This is a genomic window from Natronorubrum halophilum, assembly GCF_003670115.1.
GTDB classification, from domain to species: Archaea; Halobacteriota; Halobacteria; order Halobacteriales; family Natrialbaceae; genus Natronorubrum; species Natronorubrum halophilum.
The window spans coordinates 408682-429894 of record NZ_QQTY01000003.1 but is presented as its reverse complement, the minus strand read 5'-3'; the positions used below and the strand labels follow the sequence as shown (position 1 = coordinate 429894).

The window sequence follows — 21213 nt, the reverse complement described above, 5'->3', positions numbered from 1 at the left end:
ATGCGAGTAGCGTGTAGCTCTTATTCGAGGTAGACATTATTGTACGACGTCAGCAGACGCGGATTGACGGGACCGATCGGGTGCGTCTGGAACTCCTTGACGTAGTTTTTCGCCGCGTAGACGTTGTAGTAGTTGTACGACGGCAAGTGAACCCGTTCCTCGAGGAGCGTGGTAATCGCGTCGATATACAGTTCGCGACGGCGGTCAACGTCAACCGTCTCCCTCGCCTGGGCGATCTGGTCCTGAACGTCCGGGTCGCGGTAGAAGACGCCCTGGTTGACCTCCTCCGCCTCTTCGTGAAACAGGTTGAACATGAAGTCGTCGGGATCGGCGTAGCGGATCCACCCGAGGACGTAGATGTTGTAATCGTCCGCGTTTCCGGTGTACGCGCGGTCGAGCAGCGCTCCCCACTCGAGTCGTTCGACGTTCGCATCGTATCCCGCTTCCTGGATCCCGTTGGCGATCGTGAGACCGATCTCCTCGCGATTGTCGTCCGGCGGAACGAGAATCGTCGCGACCCAGTCGTCGGGAACGCCGGCTTCGTCGAACAGTTCCTGAGCCATATCCATATCCGTGTCGTGTGGGATCTCGGCCCATTCGTCGACAGGCATGTCCCACTCCTCGGCTAATCCCGTCGGCATCGGACTGTACTGTCGCTCCCCGGCGGGTTCGATGTACCGTTCGACGGCCTGATCCATCGAGAACGTATAATCGATGGCTTCGCGAACGCGGACGTCGGCGGTCGGCCCCTCGTTGCAGTTGAACGCGACGTAGAAGTACCCGACGCTGGGCGACTCGTGGATCGTCGTGTCGTCCATCCCCTCCACCGTCGACCAGAGTTGCGGCGGCACCGTCTCGATGACGTCTTTCGCTCCCGTTTCGATCTCCGTGATCCGAGTGGTCGACTCGCCGATCGGCTCGAATCGAACCCGCTCCAGTTCCGGCAGTTCGTCGCCCCAGTAGTCGTCCCACCGCTCGAGTTCGACGTAGTCCCCCTCCTCCCAATCGACGAACTGGAACGGGCCGGAGCCGATCGGCTCGCTCGTTCCGAACGCCTCGGAATCCGCCTCGCGGACCGCCTTCGGGACAACGTGATGGGTCAAGACCTCCTCGAACATCGCAAAGGGGTTCTCGAGGTCGATTTGAATCGTGTTCTCGTCGATGAGTTCGGTCGTGTCGATCGGCGAGAACAGCGACGCGAGGGGCGTTCCCTCCTCCACCGGTGCCGTGATCGAGTACGCGACGTCCTCGGCGGTCACCGGATCGCCGTTGTGGAACTGAGCGTCATCTCTCAGTTCGATCGTGTATCTGGTGTTGTCCCGTTCGATCTCGGGAGCGGCGGTCGCCAGTTCCGGCTCAACGTCGTACCCCTCCGTATACGTGTAAATCGAGCTGTAAATTCGGTTCCCGACGATCGCGTCGGGATTCGAGAACTGTTCGATAGGGTCGAAGTGAACTGGACTCAACGCCTGCCCGACGTTTAGCGTCGTGGTGTCCCCCGAACCGCTGTCGGTCCCCGTACATCCAGCGATCGCGAGGGATGCCGAAGCACCCGCTGTCGCCAGAAATACTCTCCTGTTAATGTTTGGCATACGAACTACTGTTGTGAGTTGCATGTATATATAGTTATTGGGTGTCGCCGGTCGTAGAACTGCATAAACACGCGTACCCGGCCCACAGGCGAATCGGAACGGAGGCCAAATAGGGGGTTATTCTCAAAATATTCAAATTCCGCAGCCGGCGGTCACGCGGCGGCGCTGTCGTCTCGAGTCTCGCGAGTGGACGAAAATACGAACAGGTTGACAGTGATCCAAGCATTTAATACCTGTTCATCAATAGGGCCTGTCATGGCTGACCCAGCCGATACCTACTGGTTAGAGAATCTAACGTGGGAAGAAACAGAAGACGCGTTCCAGACGGTCGATATCGTCGCGCTCCCGTGCGGAAGCACCGAACAGCATTCGACACATCTGCCGCTTTCCGTCGATTCGATTCGCGCCGAACGTCTCACGAACGAGATTCTCGAGCGCGCACCGGCGTACGACCTCGAGTTGCTCGGGTTACCGACGCTGTCCTACGGCTACTCCGAACACCACATCGACTACCCGGGAACGATGACGTTCTCGTCCGAAACGTACATTCAAATGATCGTCGAGCTCGGACGCTGTGTCGCCCACCACGGCGTGTCCACGCTTCTCATCGTGAACTGTCACGGCGGGAACAGGGAACCGCACAAACTGGCGATCGACCGACTGCAGCGGGAGTACGATCTCGACGTGTTCTACGTTCACTGGACGGATTTCGCCAGAGAAAAACTCGAGGAACGGTTCGGGACGGAGTGGGGCCACGCGGGCGAGTACGAGACCAGCCAGATCGAACACTACTACCCGGAACGGGTTCGCAAAGAGAAGAAGGTCCCCCAGACGAGGCGTGGACGGTTCGAAGCGCACCCGTTCAGTTACTTCCACGAACTCACGGAGGAAGGAGGGCTCGGCGATCCGACCGAGTCCGATCCGGTGTTCATGGAACGGCTCATCGACGAGACGACCGACGCGATCCTGGACGCGATCAGCGCGGATCTGCTCACGCTAACCGCAACCTCGGCACCCACTAACCAGTAGTCGAAGGGACCGTACCACGTCGCTCCGGATGGTTCTCGGAAACCACACGGGATACCAGCAGCCGAACCGGCGTCGGTGACGGGCACGAGCCACCGCCAACGAACGGCGCTGCACGGGCGTATCCGCTATGCGAACGGCCGATCTCCTCACCAGCGACGAACGCCTCTCGAGCGATCGCCGCGGTTCGCGTTTGTCCGTCGCCATAACCAGACGCCCCGACTGCGTTTGACGCGAATCGTCGTGACGCCGCCCCTCTCCGTCCGTTCCGGACGGAAGAATCATCGCTCCCAGACCAATTGAGCCACGAGAACACCCCACACCCTCGAGACTGCTTCCCACCATCGCTGCACAGTTTTCCGGAAAGCGGAATGCTAATTGCTTTCACAAGAATACCGTGGTATGAGTGACCAACGTTCCGGCGGGCTACAAACGTCGGAAATCACGCTCGACGTGATCGAGGCGCTTCACGAACTCGACGGAGCGGGCGTTTCGGAACTGGCGGCGCACATCGACGTCGCGCCGAGTACGGTGCATCGACACCTCTCGACGCTTTCCGAGAACGGGTACGTCGAGCGGGAACAGGACAGGTACTACCTCGGACTCCGATTTCTCCGGCTGGGCGAGTACGTCCACACGAGAAAGGGATTGTACGACAACGCGAAGCGATACACCGAAATGCTCGCCGAAGAGACCAACTGCCGATCCGTGTTCCTCGTCGCCGAACACGATGTCGGCGTCTATATCCACACTGCCGCCGGAAAACACGGACTCTGGACGAAATCGACGATCGGGAAGCGGGTCCCGCTCCACGCGACCGCAGCCGGGAAAGTCGTCCTCGCGTACGACGACTCGCTGGACGTTTCGGACATCGAACTCGAGGAGTTTACTCCACAGACGATAACCTCAGTCGAGGAGTTGCGGACGGAACTGGAAACGATCCGCGACCAGAACTACGCGCTCAACATCGAAGAACAGATCGCCGGCGTCAAAGCCGTCGGCGCTCCCGTCTTCGACGCGGACGATACGGTGGTCGGCGCGTTCAGCGTCTCGGGACCGGCGAATCAGATGCACGAGGACTGGTTCGAAGAGTCGCTTCCGCAGACGATACTGGGGATCGCGAACGAGTTCGAACTCCAGATGAAGCTCTCGTAGCGCTCGGTTTTAGCAGGCGGCTAACGGTCGATCGAAATCGCTCGCTGCAGACTCCGTCGAGCAGGCGAATACCCGTTACACGCCGGCCTCGCCTATCTCGAGTACGGTCCCGGTGAGGATGTCGATGCCGATCTCGAGGCTCGCCTCGTCGATGCCGAACGTCGACGTATGATGGCCGGTCGGGTGATCGGTCCCGATCCCGACGTAGGCCGCGATCCCGCCTCGATCCTGGACTTCCGTCATTAGGTGCGCAGCGTCTTCGCTTCCGGCGAGGCGCTCGGACTCGAGGATGCGGTCGACGGACGGGTGGTCGTCGGCAACCGTCGCGACCACGTCAGAGAGGCGATCGTCGCTCTCGATGCTGGGCGCGCTGCCCTGCGGTTCGATCTCGAACTCGCAGTCGTGCATCTCGGCCGCCGACTGGATGATCCGCCTGGTGTTCGCGTACATGTACTCCATGAGCTCGGTCGTCCCACCGCGTACCTCCGCTTCCATGTACGCCTGCTCCGAAACGACGTTTACGGCCGTCCCGCCTTCGATCACGCCGACGTTGACTCGGGTGATTCCGTCCGAGTGGTGGGCGATCCCGTGGAGATTCGTCGTCGCCGTCGCGAGCGCCTGATTCGCGTTTCGCCCCTCGTTCGGTCGCGCGCCGGCGTGGGCCGGCGCTCCGGCGAACGTGACGGCCATCTGGCGAACCGCCAGCGATCCCTCGATACCCGCGACCACCGTTCCAGTCGGGTAGTTCAGCCCGACGTGGACCGCCAGTAGCGCGTCGACGTCGTCGAGGTGACCGCTCTTCGCGACGGGTTCGCCGCCCGCGATCCGCTCCTCGGACGGCTGGAAGATCACCTTGAACGTGCCGTCGAAATCGCTCTCCGCGACCGCCTCGAGCACGCCGAGACCGATGGTCGCGTGCGCGTCGTGTCCACACGCGTGCATCGTCCCCTCGTGACGAGACCGGAATCCCTCCGCCGCGGGTGCGTGATCGTCGTCCGTGGACTCCTCGATGGGCAGGCCGTCGATATCCACGCGAAGGGCGACGGTCGGACCGTCCCCGCGCTCGAGTACGGCAACCGCACCCGTGTTACCGCCTTCGAGTCGCTCGAGCGTCGATTCGCGAGCGCCGGCCGATCTCGCCCGTTCGAACCAGAACTCGAGTTCCTCCGCGTCGGGAACGGCCGCCCGCCGCTCCGTCGCGAGCGCGTCCGGCCCGACGTGAATCTCGGTGACGTCGAGGCGCTCGAGTTCGTCGACGATTCGGCAGGTCGTCCAGAACTCCCGCCACGCCGGTTCGGGTCGCTGGTGGAATTCCCGTCGAAGGTCGACGAGTCGCTCCGCGTCGATAGAGTGGTCCATGCGCGTCGGTTCGAACAGTATCGATAAAGTCGTTGTTATTCCATTGTTGACGGGTGTGAGTCGAGCGAACCATCGCGGGAGGATGAAACGCATCGCCGTTCGCTCGAGTTAGAACGACTATCCAGTGCGAGTTCAAACTACGCGTCTCGCTAGCGCGCCTTTCCCCTCTGCGGAACGCACGCTTCTCGACGACGAATTCCGTTCCGAAGCCGGCGCTCGAGTCTCGCGTTCCGTACGTCCCATCGCACTTTCGACGTCGCGTCGCCGGTATTTCGGATTCGTAGCGACGCGCCGAAATCCGCAACCGGCTGAGAATTACAGCTGTACCGGTGTAATTTACACCGGCGGCGAGAGCTCCGATTCTAACTCCCGAACGACCGGTCGAAGCTGGTCCGCGATGTCGCTATCGTCGGGCAGTCGGTACGGCGGACCGGAAACGTCCAGGGACCCGAAGACGGTCCCGTCGGGTTCCTTGACGACCATCGCGACCGAGTGGAGTCCCTCTAACTCCTCTTGGCGATTGACCGCGTACCCCTGTTCTCGAATCTCGTCGAGTTCCGCGAGCAGGTCGTCGGCGGTCGTGATCGTATTCGCCGTGTGCTCCGGAAGCCCCCACTTGTCGATGATTTCGTGCACTCGCGGCTCCGAAAACTCGGCCAGCATCGCCTTCCCGCTGGCAGAACTGTGCATGTGGAAGTACCGCCCGACCTGAAAGCCGTCGTCGGACGGCGACGGCGTTTCGTCGAACAGCATTATCGATCGGCCGTACTCCTCGACGGCGAAGTTCACCTCTTCGTTAACTCGATTCGCCAGTTCGAACGCCTTCGCTTTTGCCGACGCGTATCTGTCGTCTCGCCGACGGGCGTTTTCCCCAAGATAGAAAAGCTTCAATCCGAGTTCGTACGTCCCGTCGATTCGAGTCACGTACTCGGTTTCTTCTAACGTCCGGAGGTGCGTGTGCAGCGTGCTGGTGGCGAGCCCGGAGTGTGCTGCGAGTTCGGACAGCGTCGCTCCGTCGAGTTCGTTGATCGCCTCGACCACGGCGAGCGAGGTTTCGGTCGTTTTTCGAGTGCTCCTGTCGTCGGCCCCGTTCATGGACACACTGTGGGGGATCCAACGTATAAATCCACCCGTGACTGCGGGAATCACCGTTCCCTACTCTCGATCCGGTGTGACCTTCGACAACAACCCTCATTCCGTTCTTGGGAAAACGGTTTTCGTCGAAGTTGTGGTTTTGCGTCCGCTTGCACAATGTTCTCGAATTGCGAGTGGGTTTCGTGAAATATCGGTCAGTTAGTCAGCGGCTGACGTGAGACAGCGCTCACACGCTGTCGATCCTCGCAGTTCGGGCCTCACCCGCTGGCTGTTTTCCCCAGTACGGGGAACCACTGTGGCGGTGTGGCCGAGAGAGTTGCTCCGAGAATCCGACCGCGTTGTGATTCGTATCGCGTCGGACCTAGAAGTTCGATCGAACGGTACAGCCTGTCGGACCCGTAGCTATAAGACGACCGACCCACATCTTCCAGCAAAGCGAACTCACGAAAGAGTCTCGCGATCGACACCAGCCATGTCAGCCATGAACGTAACGGTCTCCGATATTCAGGACGCCCGCGACCGATTCGACGACGACATCGTTCAAGTGACGCCGATCGAAACGAGTCGAACGCTCGAGAAAGCGGTCGGAGCGACGGTTCGACTCAAGATGGAGCATCTCCAACGAACCGGGTCGTTCAAGACTCGAGGAGCGTACAACAAACTCGCGAAGTGTGCGCGTTCGTCGACCGAGTACACGAACGCGGTCGCGGCGAGTGCGGGAAATCACGCGCAGGGCGTCGCCCTTGCGGCGGCGAAGACAGGACTCGATTCGACGATCGTGATGCCGACGAACGCGCCTCAGGCGAAGATCGACGCGACGGAAGGCTACGGTGCCGAAGTCGTCCTCCGCGGCCAGACCTTCCGTAGCGCCATGGAGTACGCGAAGTCGATCGTCGACGACGACAGCGTGTTCGTGCACGCGTACGACGATCCGGATATCGTCGCCGGTCAGGGGACGCTCGGGTTGGAAATCCTCGAGCAGGTGCCCTCGGTGGATACGGTGATCGTCCCGATCGGCGGCGGCGGACTCATCGGCGGAATCGCGACGGCGATCGGCGAACGTTCACCCGACACGCGGATCGTCGGCGTCCAGGCTGACGGTGCGGCGACCGTCCCCCAGAGCCTACAGGCGGGCGAGCCCCGAACGCGAGACTCGGTCCAGACGATCGCCGACGGGATCGCGACCGGCGGCATCTCCGACCTCACCTACGACCTGATTTCCGAGTACGTCGACGAGGTGGTCACGGTCTCTGACACCGAGATCGCAGAGAGCGTCCTGTTCCTGTTGGAGCGAACTAAACAGATGGTCGAGGGTGCGGGTGCGGTCTCTGTCGCGGCGATGCGAAGCGATCGACTGGACGTCCGCGACGAGGTCGTCGTCCCGCTCCTCTGTGGCGGGAATCTGAGTATGACCGACCTCCAGACGGTTCTCACCCACGGACTCACCCACCGCGAACAGGTCGTTCGATTGCGCGTCCGGATCGTCGATCAGCCGGGAGAGATGAGCCACATCTCGAGTATCATCGCCGACTGTGGCGCGAACATCCGCGACGTGAACCACGAGCGCTCGGCGATGGATCTGGACGTCGGGAACGCGTACCTGCAGTTTCGGATCGAGACGAGCGGCGCGAGTCAGACGACTCGAATCGTCGAATCGATACGCGACGCGGGATACGCCGTCGAGAACCTCGGCCGGTGAAACGCTGTTGAACACCCTCAGCCGGCAAAATCGGCCGCGGCGCGCACAGGGAAATCTATTTATTCGGTTACTGGAATGGAGAAGACGTGTCGTCACACAAGCCACCACTGTACCAGATACATCACGCCGCCGGTGCGGACTTCACCGACTTCGGCGGGTGGAAGATGCCCGTCTCGTTCGACTCGATCCGAACCGAACACGCGGCGGTACGGGAGTCGGTTGGCGTGTTCGACGTCAGCCACATGAGCGAGGTGTCCGTCCGTGGACCGGACGCGACCGAACTGATGAACGTGCTCACGACGAACGACGTTCGGGCGCTCGAGCCCGGAGATGCACAGTACTCGTGCGTTCTCGACGATCGGGGAGTGATCCTCGACGATATCGTCGTCTATCGCGATCCGGATCAGGATGGCTATCTGTTCGTGCCCAACGCGGGCCACGGCGGGCAGCTAACCGATCGATGGATCACCCGCGCCGCCGAGCGCGGACTTACCGTCTCCGTCGAGGACGTGTCGACGGAGTTCGGATTGCTCGCGGTACAGGGGCCGGACGCCGTCGAAACGGTCGAATCGGTCTCGTCGGATTCGATCGCGAACCTCTCCCGGTTTACGACGACGCGCACCGAGATCGCCGGCTCGAACTGCCTGGTCGCGAGGACCGGATACACCGGCGAGGACGGGTTCGAGATCTTCGTCCCGTCGAACGACTCGGCCTCGGTCTGGAACGCCTTCGACGGCGTCCAGCCCTGCGGCCTCGGCGCGCGGGACACGCTTCGCCTCGAGGCCGGATTGTTGTTGTCGGGGCAGGATTTCGATCCGAACGCCGAACCGCGGACGCCGCTCGAGGCGGGTCTCGGTTTCGTCGTCGATTTTTCGAAACCGGACTTCATCGGACGGGAGCCCCTCTGCGATCTCGAGACCGAAGGCCCCGACGAGACGCTGGTCGGACTTCGGATCGAGGGACGAGCGATCGCCCGGCACGGCTACTCCCTGCACGCGGACGGCGACCGGGTCGGTCGCGTCACGAGCGGAACGATGAGCCCGACGCTCGAGGTTCCGATCGCGCTGGGGTACGTCGACGCGGCGTACGCCGACGAGGGGACGGAACTCGCCGTCAACGTTCGGGACCGAGACGTCGATGCGACGGTGGTCGGCTCCAGATTCCTGACGTCGATCGGCACCGAGACCACGGAGAAGTAACATGACATTCACCACATCAGACGGATTGCTGTACGCGGAATCGCACGAATGGGTCGACGACCGAGCCGATGTCGTTCGTATCGGCATCACGGACTTCGCCCAGGACGAACTCGGAGACATCGTCTTCGTCGAACTGCCAGCCGAAGGGGTCGCGCTCGAGCGCGGCGAACCGTTCGCCGTCGTCGAGAGCATTAAAGCGGTCTCGGACATCTACGCACCGGTCTCCGGAACGGTGACCGCCGTCAACGAGACGGTATCTGACCGGCCCGAACTCGTCAACGAACACCCGTTCGAACGCGGGTGGTTGATCGAACTCGAGACGACCGACGAACTCGGCCACCTTCTGGAACCGGACGAGTACCGAGAGCAGATCTGAATCACGATGAGTGGGACACCTGAACGATCCACGAGAGACGCCGAGGAACAGCACGCGACGAATCGGGGAACGCCGTACGCGCCACACACCGACGTCGAGGTCGACGCGATGCTCGAGTCGATCGGCGCCGGGGATATCGACGCGCTGTTCGACATCCCGGACTCGGTCCAGTTCGACGGCGAACTGGCGATTTCGGGCGCGTCCGAACAGGCGGTTATCCGACGGCTCACCGAGACGCTGGCGCAGAACGCCGACGACACCGAGTTCCTCGGTCGAGGCCACTACTCGCACTACGTCCCCTCGATCGTGGATCACCTCTCGTTCCGGTCGGAGTTCATCACGTCGTACACGCAGTACCAACCGGAGATCACGCAGGGATTCCTCCAGGCGCTGTTCGAGTACCAGTCGCTGCTCGTCGAGCTGACCGGCCTCGAGGTCGCGAACTGCTCGATGTACGACGCGGCGACGGCGCTCGGTGAAGCCGCGACGCTCGCCGCTCGCGTCCGGGGGACGTCCGGATCTCGCGTGCTCGTTCCGGACTACGTACGCGCGGAGCGACGGGCGGTGCTCGAGAACTACGTGACCGGCGTCGGCCTCGTCGTCGAGGAATTCCCGACCGAAGACGGCGTGACGACGCCCGAAGCGGTCGGTCGCGTACTCGACGACGACGTCGTGATGGTCTATGTCGAGAGTCCGACGACGGAGGGAATCATCGAAGAACACCTCGCGGAGATCGGGGACCTCGTCGCCGAACGCGACGCGCTGTTCTGTCTCGGATCCGACCCGGTAGCCCTGGCGCTCTTGCGGTCGCCAGCATCGCTCGGCGTCGACATCGTGACCGGCGATGCGAGCGTGCTCGGCCTCTCGGCGTCGTACGGGATGGGGCTCGGGCTGTTTGCCTGTCGGGAAGAGTACCTCCGGCAGGTTCCGGGGCGATTGATCGGCGCGTCCGAGGACGCCGACGGCAACCGCGCGTTTACCCTCACGCTACAGACGCGCGAACAGCACATTCGCCGCGAACGGGCGACGAGTAACATCTGTACGAATCAGGCCTGGATCGCGCTGCGAGCGGCGATCCACGCCGCGTCTCTCGGTCCGTCCGGTCTCGTTTCCCTGGCGAAACGGTGTCACGCGCTGGCAGAACGGACCGCGGCCCGCCTCGACGAGATCGACGGGGTATCCGCTCCCGTCCACGACCGGTACCACTTCAGGGAGTTCGCGGCGCGCACCGACGGCGACGCTCGGGCTATCGGGGCGGCGATGCGCGACGACGGCTTCGCCGTTCACGTCCTCGACGGGGAGACGATACAGATCTGCGTCACGGACGTCAACGAGCACCGAGTAGACGAGTTCGTTCGATCGCTCGAGGAGGCGACACACTGATGCAACGACACACGCAAGCGGTCTGGGACGATACCGAATCGGACGGGTACGAACCGCTCCTCTCGGAAAAGGGGCTCGAGACGGCCGAGGTGGGTGAGACGGGTCTTCCCGACGAACTCACGCGCGACTCGCTCGAGTTACCCGCGCTGTCGGAGCCCGAACTGGCGCGCCACTACACGCGTCTCTCGCAGATGAACTACGGGATCGACAGCGGTCCGTATCCGCTGGGGTCGTGTACGATGAAGTACAATCCGAAGTTCACCGAGGAGATCGCCGGGCTCTCGGCCGCGTCGGTCCATCCGGACCGAGACGCCGAGAGCGTCCAGGGGACGCTCGAGATCTACCACGAACTCCAGGGGTATCTCGCCGAGATCGGCGGCATGGATGCGGTTTCGCTCCAGCCGCCGGCCGGATCCGCTGGCGAGTTCGCCGGCATTCTCGTCGCGAAAGCCTACCACGAAGCCAACGGCGAGGGAGACGAGCGGACCGAGGTGATCGTACCGACGAGCGCTCACGGGACGAACTTCGCGAGCGCGGCGCTCGCCGGCTACGACGTCGTCGAACTGCCCGACGACGCCGACGGGCGAGTCGACCTCAACGCGTTGTCGGCCGCCGTCGGCGACTCGACTGCCGCGCTCATGCTGACGAATCCGAACACGCTCGGGTTGTTCGAGCGAAATATCGAGGAGATCGCGGCGATGATACACGAGGCGGGCGGCCTCCTGTACTACGACGGGGCGAACTTGAACGCCCTGCTCGGACGCGCCCGGCCCGGAGATATGGGGTTCGACATCATGCACTACAACGTCCACAAGACGTTCGCGACGCCCCACGGCGGCGGCGGCCCAGGAGCGGGACCGATCGGCGTGAACGAGGACCTGGCACCGTTCCTTCCGACGCCGCAGGTCCGCGAGGAAGACGGTGCGTACGAGCTGTTCGAACCCGCTCGGTCGGTCGGAAAAGTTCACGGCGCGATGGGGAACTGGCTCGTCTTGCTCAAAGCCCACGCCTACATCAGCCGGCTGGGCGGCGCGGGGCTCCGCGACGCGAGCGCCAAGGCCGTGCTCAACGCGAACTACCTGGCGTCGCAGATCGACCTCGAGATCCCGTTCGGGCCGTTCCACCACGAATTCGTCGCGAGCGCGGGCGAACAGGACGCCGCCGACTTCGCGAAGCGAATGCTCGACTACGGCGTCCACCCACCCACGACCAAGTGGCCCGAAATCGTCTCCGAAGCACTCATGACCGAACCGACCGAAGCCGAGAGCAAGAAGACGCTCGAACAGGTAGCGGACGCGTTCGACGCCGTTCGCGGCGACGCCGAAAGCAGCGATTCGTCGTCGCCGGAACGGATCGCTGCGGGGAGAATCGATCAGACCAGTGCGGCGCGAACCCCGCGGCTCTCGTGGCAACGGATCCACGAGGAGTGACGGGGCCATCGGCGTTCTCGAGGAACCGTCCTCGAGGGCCGAACAGAATTATCGACTCCGGTGCTGGCTCCGCCACAGACCGTAATGATAATTGTTCTGTTAGGATTGGAAGTAGCTAGTATTGAGATAATATTGCAATAGCAGCGAGACGAATGCAGTTCTGCTGTTGCTTTCCTTGAACGGTCTAGCGGTGATCCGGCCGCCGCAGTTCTACGCTGACTGACCGAAAAACGTGGGTTTGCGTGAAAAACATGCTGATTACAGCTGTGTACGGAACACTGCCTACGGTAGTCTTTGAGCGAGAGAACATACAAAATATGCGATGAAGAGATGCAAATGAGTAGCTAGGAACGAAAGGACGATGAAGGAGAGAGTCGCGACAAGAAATATAATCGATAGTCGTAGCGGGACCGATTTTGCGACCATCTCTGCAACAATCGCTCCTGAAAGCCCAGAGATCCCACCGATAACCGCTCTACTCCAAGGAGACTTGACCTGTATCGCTGAGTGTAGTCGTTGAGAAGATTTGAATAAACGTTTGACTACGCTCATGGATATCCCATAATATCTGCCACTATAAACATATGTCCAACCGGGGGGGGTAATTCGATTAGTCCACCATTTGAATTATGATACACACTCTGTACTGAGCGTTCGGTGATTCACCTGTGCGTACCGCAGAGGAGCCCTGAACCGATCACTTATCTGTGGATTTCGACAGAGTCAAATTCGACGATATTCCTCGAGTAGGATCGACCGACCAGTACGACGGCTCCGAACGCGGTTTCGTTGGAACGGAGTTTCACGACGTGTACGGAGGGGAATTTCTCGTACGGTTCGCGGTCGGTAGCCGGGTAAGCGCAGGGTGGTTTTGTTACGTTCCCACACTTCTCTGACGCACATCGATCGCACCGATCACGTGAATGTTATCATATCCTGAGAGACACGACGAGACGACACAGAGAGATTCATCTTTCGGTAGCCCAGTCATCCTTCCGGGGCTCCAGGGTAGCCCCGGATTCGAATACTCTCTGTCGACTCGAGCACCGATAGCTCTCTTCTCACTATCCGGCGATCAGACCCTTGAAAGTGCAGTCACAGGTCGTTAGCGGGGTGGAATTAGCAATGTTACCGAGTGGATCGAAGCGCGGGATTCCAGTTCCGTATTACGGGAAAGGTTTATTTGAGTGCTGGAGAAAGGTAGTATCCTCATGGTAGACCGTTACAAAGACAGGATAAAATCGATCGACACGACACTCGATATTCTCGAAACGATCAGACACAGTGGAAGAGGGAACATCTCCGAGATTTCCGAACGGACGGGGCAGACGAAGAGTACAGTTCACCGACATCTGAACACGCTCCGAGACCGCGGTTACGTGGTCAAAGACGGGAATGAGTACGCAATCAGTCTCAAAATGCTGCGGCTGTCGTCGGGTACGCTGGATCGGCACATCCTCTATTCAGCGACGAAGTCAGTTATCAACGATCTCGCCGAAGAAACGGGAGAATCTGCAGCCACCGCCGTTGAAGAAAACGGGGAAGCCGTATACCTCTACTATAATCGCACGGATCAAGCGATCCGGACTGACGCACGGGTCGGTATTCGGTTGTACTTACACTGTACGGGTGCCGGAAAGGCGCTACTTGCCCACCTTCCCGCGGATCAGGTCGATGCGATCATCGATGACCATGGCCTGCCGGAAAAGACGTCGAATACGATCACAGACCGCGACACGCTAGAGGAAGAATTACAAAAGATACGTAACACGGGAATCGCTTTCGATAATGAAGAGCGCGTTGACGGAATGCGTGGCGTTGCGACGCCGATACAAAACAGGGAGACGGGCGAGTTGCTCGGAGCAATTACGGTTGCAGGCCCGACACGACGGATTTCCGATGATCGATTCCGGGATGAGATTCCAACCCTTTTGAAAGATACGGCGAAAATGGTGGAAGTTAACATTACGTATTCCTGAGCGGCTGCCTGGCCGGTCGTCTCCGTCCCTCATTACGGGAACCTCGAACTACGAGTCCTAGTAGTAGGTTGGCTCTCACACTCCCGCTATTTTCACGCTCCGCAGAATACTCCGGGACCGAGCCCGAGATTACAGTTGTACAGATGTAATTTTGCCATTTATTGTAGGCCAGTATTGCTGTATTTTTGTCCAGGGCTTATGCATATTCGATCGAATTTCGTTCAGTTCCCATTGAGTCATCGCTAAGCCATCCATCCGATATAAATCGGTACTGATCCGAACGGGCTACCTGTCCCTCGATTACATTCATACGACCGTAATTAGAGAGGATCCGCGAAAGTAAACATCTGTTCCGTATTATGGGAATCAGAATCGTGATATCGGAACGAGTCGTCGCACACTATCGGTCCGTTCCGAAAATCCGACTGCTAGAACGGATCACGGATCCGTTTTCTGGATACGCCGTTCGGGCTTTAGTTCACTCGCTGACTACTGTGAAGCTACACAATAAAAAGATACATATACCCCTAGTTGAAACTGTGGGTTGGTGTAACACCACTATGGAATTGCTCGCAGCGACAGGGATAATTATCGTATTCGCGGTATTCGGGGTATTGATGATGACTGAAAATCTCCCGACGTTCGTCGCTCTCGGTGGGATGGCGATTGGGATCGGCCTCGTCGGGGGGATGGGAGTGAACCAGATCGTGGACGTGGTAATTTTTGAGGGCTCTACGGAGCTGGCGACAGCGTTCACAGCCGTGTTCTTCGGCGCCGCTCTTGGAGCGATAATAGAACAAACCGGCATCGCGGAGAACATGGTCAAATCTGCAGCGGAGCTTGGAGGGGATAGTCCGTTCATCGTCGGACTGCTACTGTACCTCGCCGTTGCGGCCATTGCGACCAGCATCTCCGGGCTCGGTGCGTTCATTATGATCGCAACAATCGTGTTCCCGATTATGGTGAGTATCGGGTTCACGCGAAAACTTGCAGCAGGAACCGTGTTGCTCGCGTACGGAAATGGAGTGATGTTCAACCCGGCTAACTGGGTGTTTTACACGGAGGTGACGGGTATCAACCTCGACGACGTGATCATCTGGGCCGTCCCGACGGGGGTCGTCGCACTCCTGCTGGGAGTGAGTTACGTAACCTACTATACGCGGACGTCGAACTTTCAAGAAACGTGGGCAGAGGAGGAAAACGCCGATGAACGGTCGACGATCAACTCGAGGGTACCCACCTATTCGCTTCTGTCCCCAGTTATTCCGGTGGTACTGGTTATCGCTGGTGTCGAAGTGCTTACCGCCTTTATCATCGGAATTCTCTTCGCGGCCATCACGAGTAAGCCGGGAATAGAGGCATTGAAGCAACCGAAGACGCTGTTCAACCAGGTGACGCGAGCCTTTCACGATGGTATCTCAAATGCGGCCCCTGCTATCGCGCTGATGGTGACCATCGGTTGGCTACTGAAGGCGGTCTTCTACGAAGGCGTCTCAGCCACGATGGAACCGCTCCTCTCGATATTGATCCCCGAGAACATGTTGATGTACGCTGTGGTATTCATCGTTCTCGCCCCGTTAGCGCTCTACCGGGGCCCGCTCAATCTCTGGGGGCTAGGGAGCGGAATCATCGGTGTACTCGCAGCTATCGGGATCAATCCAGCCCTGATTACGACCACTGCAGTTAGCGCACTACGCGTTCAGGCGCCTGCTGATCCGACAAACACACACAACGCGTGGGCATCCGATGAATTAGATGTGAACGTCAACGCGCTCACAAAGAGCGTGCTGCCATTCGCCTGGGTTACCGCAGGCGCCGGGGTCGTGTTCTCCGTAGTCATATTCGGCATTTGATAGAAATGTTTTTATCATAGAACTCATCTATAGACAGTATCTGCATGAAACCAATTCGAGTCGGGATAGACGTCGGTGGAACCTTTACTGATGCGGTTGCTATCGATAGCGACGAACTCGAAATTCTTGAACAGGTTAAAGTTCCAACGACGCACGAAGCCGACGAAGGAGTGGCCGCTGGTATCGTAAAAGCGGCTTCCGAGACGCTCGAGTCGATCGACGCCACCGCAGAAGATGTCGTCTTCCTCGCTCATGGTACTACACAGGCGACGAACGCGCTACTAGAAGGAGACGTTTCCAAGGTCGGAGTTATCGGAATGGGGAAAGGGATTAAGGGCCGACGTGGCCGTACCGAAACGAACATCGAGAACATACAATTAGATGACAATCAGGTCATCGAATGTGAGCACGCGTTCGTTGATCTTGCTGACGGCCTTCAACCGGAGGAGATCGAACAGATTCTAGATCAGTTCGCCGATGACGACGTTGAATCGATCGTCGCCAGCCAGGTGTTCGGTGTCGACGATCCTACCGGTGAAGAGGAGGTCTGCGAAATCGCGAGCGACGCTGGGTTTGCGGCGATCGGAGCAAACGCCGTGTCGAAGCGCTATGGACTCAAGGTGCGAACACGAACGGCGGTCGTGAACGCGAGTATACTGCCTCGTATGATTGAAACGTCTCTCTCAACCGAAGAGAGTATCGGGGGACTCGGTATCGATGCCCCGCTCATGATCATGCGATCTGACGGCGGCGTGATGGAGATCTCCGAAATGCGAAGTCGTCCCATCCAGACCATCCTCTCCGGTCCCGCCGCCGGTGTCGCTGGGGCTCTCATGTACGAGAACGTCACCGACGGGATCTTCATCGAAGTCGGTGGTACGAGTAGCGATATCAGTATCATTGAAAAAGGAGAACCGAAGTGGAAGCCCGCTGAAATCGGGAACCACACCACGTTCCTCGAGACGCTCGATATCCGAACCGAAGGGATCGCCGGGGGTTCAATGATTCGTCTCGAAGACGGTGAGGTGGTAGATGTCGGTCCACGAAGCGCACATATCGCGGATCTCGAATATGCCGTCTTCGCCGACCCCGCTGATATCGTGGATCCTACCCTCGTCCGCGTCCGGCCGATGGACTCGGATCCCGAATACGTCGCGATCGAAACAGCGGACGGCTCTCGGTACGCACTGACCCCGAGCGGTGCGGCAAACCTCCTCGGGTTCGTTACGGACGACATGTATGCGGCGGGCAATCCGCAGGCTGCTCGTCGGGCGTTCGAGCCCCTCGCAAGGGAGCTCGATGTCGACGTAGAGACCGCAGCACGCCGTGTTCTGGATGCGAGCGTACAGAAACTCATCCCCGTTATTGAAGAGCTCGTCGAAGAGTACAAACTGAATCCGAACCTGCTGGAACTCGTCGGTGGTGGTGGCGGGAGTGCGGCCCTGCTACCGTACTTAGCGGACGTATCCGACTACGATACCCGGTTGGCGGACAACCACGAGATCATCAGTACGATCGGTGTCGGGCTTGCGATGGTTCGCGACGTCGTCGAACGGAACGTGATGGATCCAACGGAGGAGGATCTCAAGCGCATCCGGCGTGAGGCGATGGACTCGGTCGTCACGATGGGAGCCAATCAGAAGACCGTCGAGACGAAAGTCGAGTTCGACAAATCGAAGAACCTTCTCAGAGCAGAGGCCGAGGGTTCAACCGAACTCCAAACCCGAGATCTTTCACAGGAGACCGTTTCGGAAGAGGACCGCCTCATAGAGGCGGCCACGAGTCTGGACGTAGACGAAGGAGACGTCGAGAAGGAGTACGAGACGTCAGGACTGGACATCTACGAGACGAGCGAAACGACGGAACGGCTCTTCGGACTCCTCTCGAAAACGAGTACTCGAGTGAGCATCGTCAACAAAGCCGGCGTTACGAAATTAAAACTCGACGACGCCGCGATCTACGAGACGAACGGTGAATCGCTGCTCTATACGGTCGATCGCGTCCTCGACTCGGAATCCACCTACAGCAATTCAGCGACGAAATTACCGAACGTGTACATCTGTCACGGAAGTCAGATTCTCGACGTAAGCGGTGTTTCGGATCGCGAGCAAGTAACGTCGCTCGTCGAAATCGAACTGAGCGATGTTCCGGCGGACGAGAAACTCGTTATCGTCGCCGAAAAACCGTGATGAGCGGGGACGTGGAGTCAAACGCGAGGGATTCACCGCCCGTCTCGAAGGCGATTCGGCTCGGACGGAAGCGAGCGAGATCGCTTCGAGACACGCACGAATCCGAGGATCCCCTGACGATCGCGGACGAACTCGGCGTCGAGGTCACGATGGACGACTGGGACGGGTTATCGACCATGTCCCTGTTTGGAACGTACGCGAACGGTCGAATTACGCTCTACGTCAATCAGATCGACGGCTTCGCTGAAACGCACGCGTTATCCCGGACTGCAGCGCTTCGACTGGTCTGTGCCCACGAACTCGGTCACCATCTAATCGAAACGAACGACGTGGTGACGCGCGAACGGTCGTCCGTCTTCCGCGATATTCTGACCGTGTTCGGCGTCACAACCCGACCTTCGAACGGACGGCGGCTGGTAGAAACTGCGACCCACGCGTTTGCACTCGAGCTCACGGGAGTCGACGTCCCACTCGAGTCGCTGGTCGAGACTCCGGAAAGACGGCAGCGGAGGGACTCGCCGTGAGGAATCCACAGATCGAAGTTGCGTTCCACTGGGTCGGTTCGAGAGAGGGTATGGAGAACCGCATGCAAATGCTTATGTGATACTATTCGAATGTAGAAACGAATAGATTCGGCCCCGTCAAGGCTGGTATCAAAACGGCGATGAGAACCGTCGAACCGGCGTCCCGTAGAGGGCTAGACTGACCTGTCGGTTCGACGGTACGGCCGCAACTCGAACGAGAATCTATGATACAGTAATCCATCCCGTGGCAACATACGAGGGTACCGACTAACTCAGCGTGCTGAACAGGACGGTGCTCGTGGTCGTGGCTCAGAACATCACATCGGGTGATCGACTGATACCTGAATTCGGAAGTCATAACGCGGAATAAATCAGATACACAATGACAGAAACGTACGATATTGCAGTTCTCGGAGGAACGCCCGGAGGAATAGCTACTGCGGTTCGCAGCGCACGCGAGGGCCACGACGTCGTTCTCGTGACGTATAACGCCCATCTCGGTGGCATGATGGCCGGTGGGTTGAGTTATACCGATACGCTCACAAAGAAGGCTCGTTCCCCGCTACTGGAGGAATTTCTCGAACGATCTCGGAGCCATTATGCCGACACGTACGGGAAAGATTCGTCTCAGTACGAATATTGCGAGGACGGGTACATATTCGAGCCTCACGTTGCCGAGGAGATTTTTGATTCGCTCGTTGAAGACGCCCAGCTACTCGATATTGCCTGGCAGTACCGACCCAGTAGCGTTCGTCGGAAAGGTCGGGAGATTACGGAAGCGACTTTCGAGTCGATAGACGATGGAGCGGACCTCTCGATCGCCGCTGACGTGTTTGTCGATGCATCGTACGCGGCCGATCTTGCGGCACTCTCTGGTGTTTCCTACAGCGTCGGGCGCGAAGCGCGCGAAGAGTACGATGAACAGTTCGCGGGACGCCTGTTCACACAACTCCGCGGCGATCAGTACTATCCACGAGAAGCAGTCGGAAACGACGATTACTCCGCACCTGTCGATCGAAAGGGTCCGCTTGATGTTCCCGAAGAAAAACAACGGGGCGAACTCGACCTCATTCCCCATCCGGCCGGACTGACGGAGATTTACCCTCAGAGCACAGGAGAAGGCGACGAGCGGATCCAGGCGTACAACTATCGACTGTGTCTAACCCGCGATCCGGAGAACCGACGCTACCCGGAGAAGCCATCTTCTTACGATCGTACCGAGTACGAAACGGCTCTGCGGGAGGTTCGTGAGTCCGGCCTCCGGTCGTATCTACGATTGCGGTATTTACCGAACGACAAGGCTGACATGAACAGCGCCGATCTACCCGGAGAGAACTACGACTATCCGGACGGGGATTGGGAGACGCGGGACGAGATTGCTCGCCGACATCGACAGCACGCGCTGGGATTATTCTATTTCCTCCAAAACGATGAAGCGGTCCCTTCGGACGTTCGGGAACAGGCGCGCGAGTGGGGGCTCGCGAAAGACGAGTTCGTGGAGAACGACAACTTCCCGTGGCAATTATACGTTCGCGAAGCACGGCGAATCCATGGTCGGTACGTCTTCACAGAAAACGATGCTCGACACGCACGCGGGATCGGTCGGACACCGATTACCAATGATTCGATCGCTATCGCCGAATATCCGCTCGATTCGCACGGGTGCCGTAAAGAGTGTCAAACGGGCAGTCAACCAGAAGGGTTCTTCTACGCCTCGCAGGTAACTCGCCCGTCGCAGATACCATATCGGTCGCTTCTCCCTGAAACCGTTGATAATTTGCTCGTTCCAGTTGCGCTCTCGACGACCCACGTAAGCTACGGTACGATCCGTCTCGAGCCGACGTGGATGCACATCGGTGAATCTGCAGGGTTCGCCGCAGCGCAGGCGGTTAGTAACGGAGTCAATCCTGGCGATATCGACGTCTCGAGGCTCCAGACGCGACTCGTTGCGAACGGGATCATGATCTCGTTCTTTAACGAATACGACATGAGTACGGACGAGCCGTGGACCGAGGCGATTCAGTGGCTCGGAGCACATGGATTTTTCGATTCGTACGATGCAAGCCCCGAAGAAGGTCTTGACGCGACAATCGCTCGGAGATGGCTCGAAGTAACGAGGACGATTCTGACGGGCGGGTCGTACGACTGTACTGACGCCGCTCGGTCACTCGATGAAAGCGGAGAGACGATAACCGCAACCGAATTCGATCGACTAGCCGCAGAGATCCTCCCCGAAGCGCGTACGGTGGACACCCCCTTCGAAGGGACGCAAACGCTCACTCGAGGAGCGGCCTGTCAGGCGCTGTACGAAACGATTACTGCATCCCAGTCTTGAACAAGCGATAGGAATTCAG

The 21213-nt window shown here is 59.3% G+C and carries 15 protein-coding genes; 12 read left to right on the top strand and 3 right to left on the bottom strand.

Annotated features, from left to right (window positions below; all coding sequences use genetic code 11):
- Window positions 1–20 precede the first annotated feature (20 nt).
- Window positions 21–1592, bottom strand: a complete 1572-nt coding sequence (locus DWB23_RS14130) for an ABC transporter substrate-binding protein (RefSeq protein WP_121743456.1) — start codon at window positions 1590–1592, stop codon at window positions 21–23.
- Window positions 1593–1847: 255 nt separating this feature from the next.
- Here DWB23_RS14130 and DWB23_RS14125 point away from each other — a divergent pair, with 255 nt between their 5' ends.
- Window positions 1848–2621 carry a creatininase family protein gene (locus DWB23_RS14125; RefSeq protein ID WP_121743455.1) on the top strand — a complete coding sequence of 258 codons (774 nt, stop codon included), beginning with the start codon at window positions 1848–1850 and terminating at the stop codon, window positions 2619–2621.
- Between the two features lie 399 nt (window positions 2622–3020).
- Window positions 3021–3773: an IclR family transcriptional regulator gene (locus DWB23_RS14120; protein ID WP_121743454.1), complete on the top strand. Its 753-nt coding sequence runs from the start codon at window positions 3021–3023 to the stop codon at window positions 3771–3773.
- Between the two features lie 75 nt (window positions 3774–3848).
- Here the strand turns inward: DWB23_RS14120 and DWB23_RS14115 are convergent, their stop codons facing one another.
- Both DWB23_RS14115 and DWB23_RS14110 read right to left on the bottom strand, forming a co-directional pair.
- Window positions 3849–5132, bottom strand: coding sequence for an amidohydrolase (locus DWB23_RS14115; RefSeq protein WP_162989829.1), 1284 nt, complete (start codon window positions 5130–5132; stop codon window positions 3849–3851).
- A gap of 336 nt (window positions 5133–5468) precedes the next feature.
- Entirely contained in the window at window positions 5469–6227 is a 759-nt protein-coding gene (locus DWB23_RS14110) for an IclR family transcriptional regulator (protein WP_121743453.1), read from the bottom strand.
- Between the two features lie 481 nt (window positions 6228–6708).
- Between DWB23_RS14110 and ilvA the strand changes: the two genes are divergently transcribed.
- The 10 genes from ilvA (at window position 6709) to DWB23_RS14055 (ending at window position 21194) form a co-directional block, all read left to right on the top strand.
- On the top strand, window positions 6709–7926 hold the full coding sequence (gene ilvA / locus DWB23_RS14105; protein ID WP_121743452.1) for a threonine ammonia-lyase: 1218 nt from the start codon (window positions 6709–6711) through the stop codon (window positions 7924–7926).
- Window positions 7927–8012: 86 nt separating this feature from the next.
- Window positions 8013–9125: a glycine cleavage system aminomethyltransferase GcvT gene (gcvT, locus tag DWB23_RS14100; RefSeq protein ID WP_121743451.1), complete on the top strand. Its 1113-nt coding sequence runs from the start codon at window positions 8013–8015 to the stop codon at window positions 9123–9125.
- 1 nt (window position 9126) lies between these two features.
- Entirely contained in the window at window positions 9127–9501 is a 375-nt protein-coding gene (gene gcvH, locus DWB23_RS14095; protein ID WP_121743450.1) for a glycine cleavage system protein GcvH, read from the top strand.
- A 6-nt stretch (window positions 9502–9507) separates the two neighbouring features.
- On the top strand, window positions 9508–10884 hold the full coding sequence (gene gcvPA / locus DWB23_RS14090) for an aminomethyl-transferring glycine dehydrogenase subunit GcvPA (RefSeq protein WP_121743449.1): 1377 nt from the start codon (window positions 9508–9510) through the stop codon (window positions 10882–10884).
- Entirely contained in the window at window positions 10884–12314 is a 1431-nt protein-coding gene (gcvPB, locus tag DWB23_RS14085) for an aminomethyl-transferring glycine dehydrogenase subunit GcvPB (protein ID WP_121743448.1), read from the top strand. The genes gcvPA and gcvPB overlap by 1 nt, the downstream gene beginning before the upstream one ends.
- A 1211-nt stretch (window positions 12315–13525) precedes the next feature.
- A complete protein-coding gene (locus DWB23_RS14075) occupies window positions 13526–14293 on the top strand; it encodes an IclR family transcriptional regulator (protein WP_162989828.1) in 768 nt (255 codons plus the stop codon).
- A 560-nt stretch (window positions 14294–14853) separates the two neighbouring features.
- The gene (locus DWB23_RS14070; protein WP_121743445.1) at window positions 14854–16146 is read left to right on the top strand and encodes a GntT/GntP/DsdX family permease; all 1293 of its coding nucleotides are present in this window, start codon (window positions 14854–14856) and stop codon (window positions 16144–16146) included.
- 44 nt (window positions 16147–16190) lie between these two features.
- On the top strand, window positions 16191–18335 hold the full coding sequence (locus DWB23_RS14065; RefSeq protein WP_121743444.1) for a hydantoinase/oxoprolinase family protein: 2145 nt from the start codon (window positions 16191–16193) through the stop codon (window positions 18333–18335).
- The gene (locus DWB23_RS14060) at window positions 18335–18859 is read left to right on the top strand and encodes a hypothetical protein (protein WP_121743443.1); all 525 of its coding nucleotides are present in this window, start codon (window positions 18335–18337) and stop codon (window positions 18857–18859) included. The genes DWB23_RS14065 and DWB23_RS14060 overlap by 1 nt, the downstream gene beginning before the upstream one ends.
- A gap of 382 nt (window positions 18860–19241) precedes the next feature.
- Window positions 19242–21194: an FAD-dependent oxidoreductase gene (locus tag DWB23_RS14055; RefSeq protein WP_121743442.1), complete on the top strand. Its 1953-nt coding sequence runs from the start codon at window positions 19242–19244 to the stop codon at window positions 21192–21194.
- Window positions 21195–21213 lie beyond the last annotated feature (19 nt).

Bases quoted from the DNA above. Each gene is read 5' to 3' on its own strand.
- DWB23_RS14130 (WP_121743456.1), bottom strand. From the start codon at position 1,592: ATGCCAAACATTAACAGGAGAGTATTTCTGGCGACAGCGGGTGCTTCG.
- DWB23_RS14125 (WP_121743455.1), top strand. From the start codon at position 1,848: ATGGCTGACCCAGCCGATACCTACTGGTTAGAGAATCTAACGTGGGAA.
- DWB23_RS14120 (WP_121743454.1), top strand. From the start codon at position 3,021: ATGAGTGACCAACGTTCCGGCGGGCTACAAACGTCGGAAATCACGCTC.
- DWB23_RS14115 (WP_162989829.1), bottom strand. From the start codon at position 5,132: ATGGACCACTCTATCGACGCGGAGCGACTCGTCGACCTTCGACGGGAA.
- DWB23_RS14110 (WP_121743453.1), bottom strand. From the start codon at position 6,227: ATGAACGGGGCCGACGACAGGAGCACTCGAAAAACGACCGAAACCTCG.
- ilvA (WP_121743452.1), top strand. From the start codon at position 6,709: ATGAACGTAACGGTCTCCGATATTCAGGACGCCCGCGACCGATTCGAC.
- gcvH (WP_121743450.1), top strand. From the start codon at position 9,127: ATGACATTCACCACATCAGACGGATTGCTGTACGCGGAATCGCACGAA.
- gcvPA (WP_121743449.1), top strand. From the start codon at position 9,508: ATGAGTGGGACACCTGAACGATCCACGAGAGACGCCGAGGAACAGCAC.
- gcvPB (WP_121743448.1), top strand. From the start codon at position 10,884: ATGCAACGACACACGCAAGCGGTCTGGGACGATACCGAATCGGACGGG.
- DWB23_RS14075 (WP_162989828.1), top strand. From the start codon at position 13,526: ATGGTAGACCGTTACAAAGACAGGATAAAATCGATCGACACGACACTC.
- DWB23_RS14070 (WP_121743445.1), top strand. From the start codon at position 14,854: ATGGAATTGCTCGCAGCGACAGGGATAATTATCGTATTCGCGGTATTC.
- DWB23_RS14065 (WP_121743444.1), top strand. From the start codon at position 16,191: ATGAAACCAATTCGAGTCGGGATAGACGTCGGTGGAACCTTTACTGAT.
- DWB23_RS14060 (WP_121743443.1), top strand. From the start codon at position 18,335: ATGAGCGGGGACGTGGAGTCAAACGCGAGGGATTCACCGCCCGTCTCG.
- DWB23_RS14055 (WP_121743442.1), top strand. From the start codon at position 19,242: ATGACAGAAACGTACGATATTGCAGTTCTCGGAGGAACGCCCGGAGGA.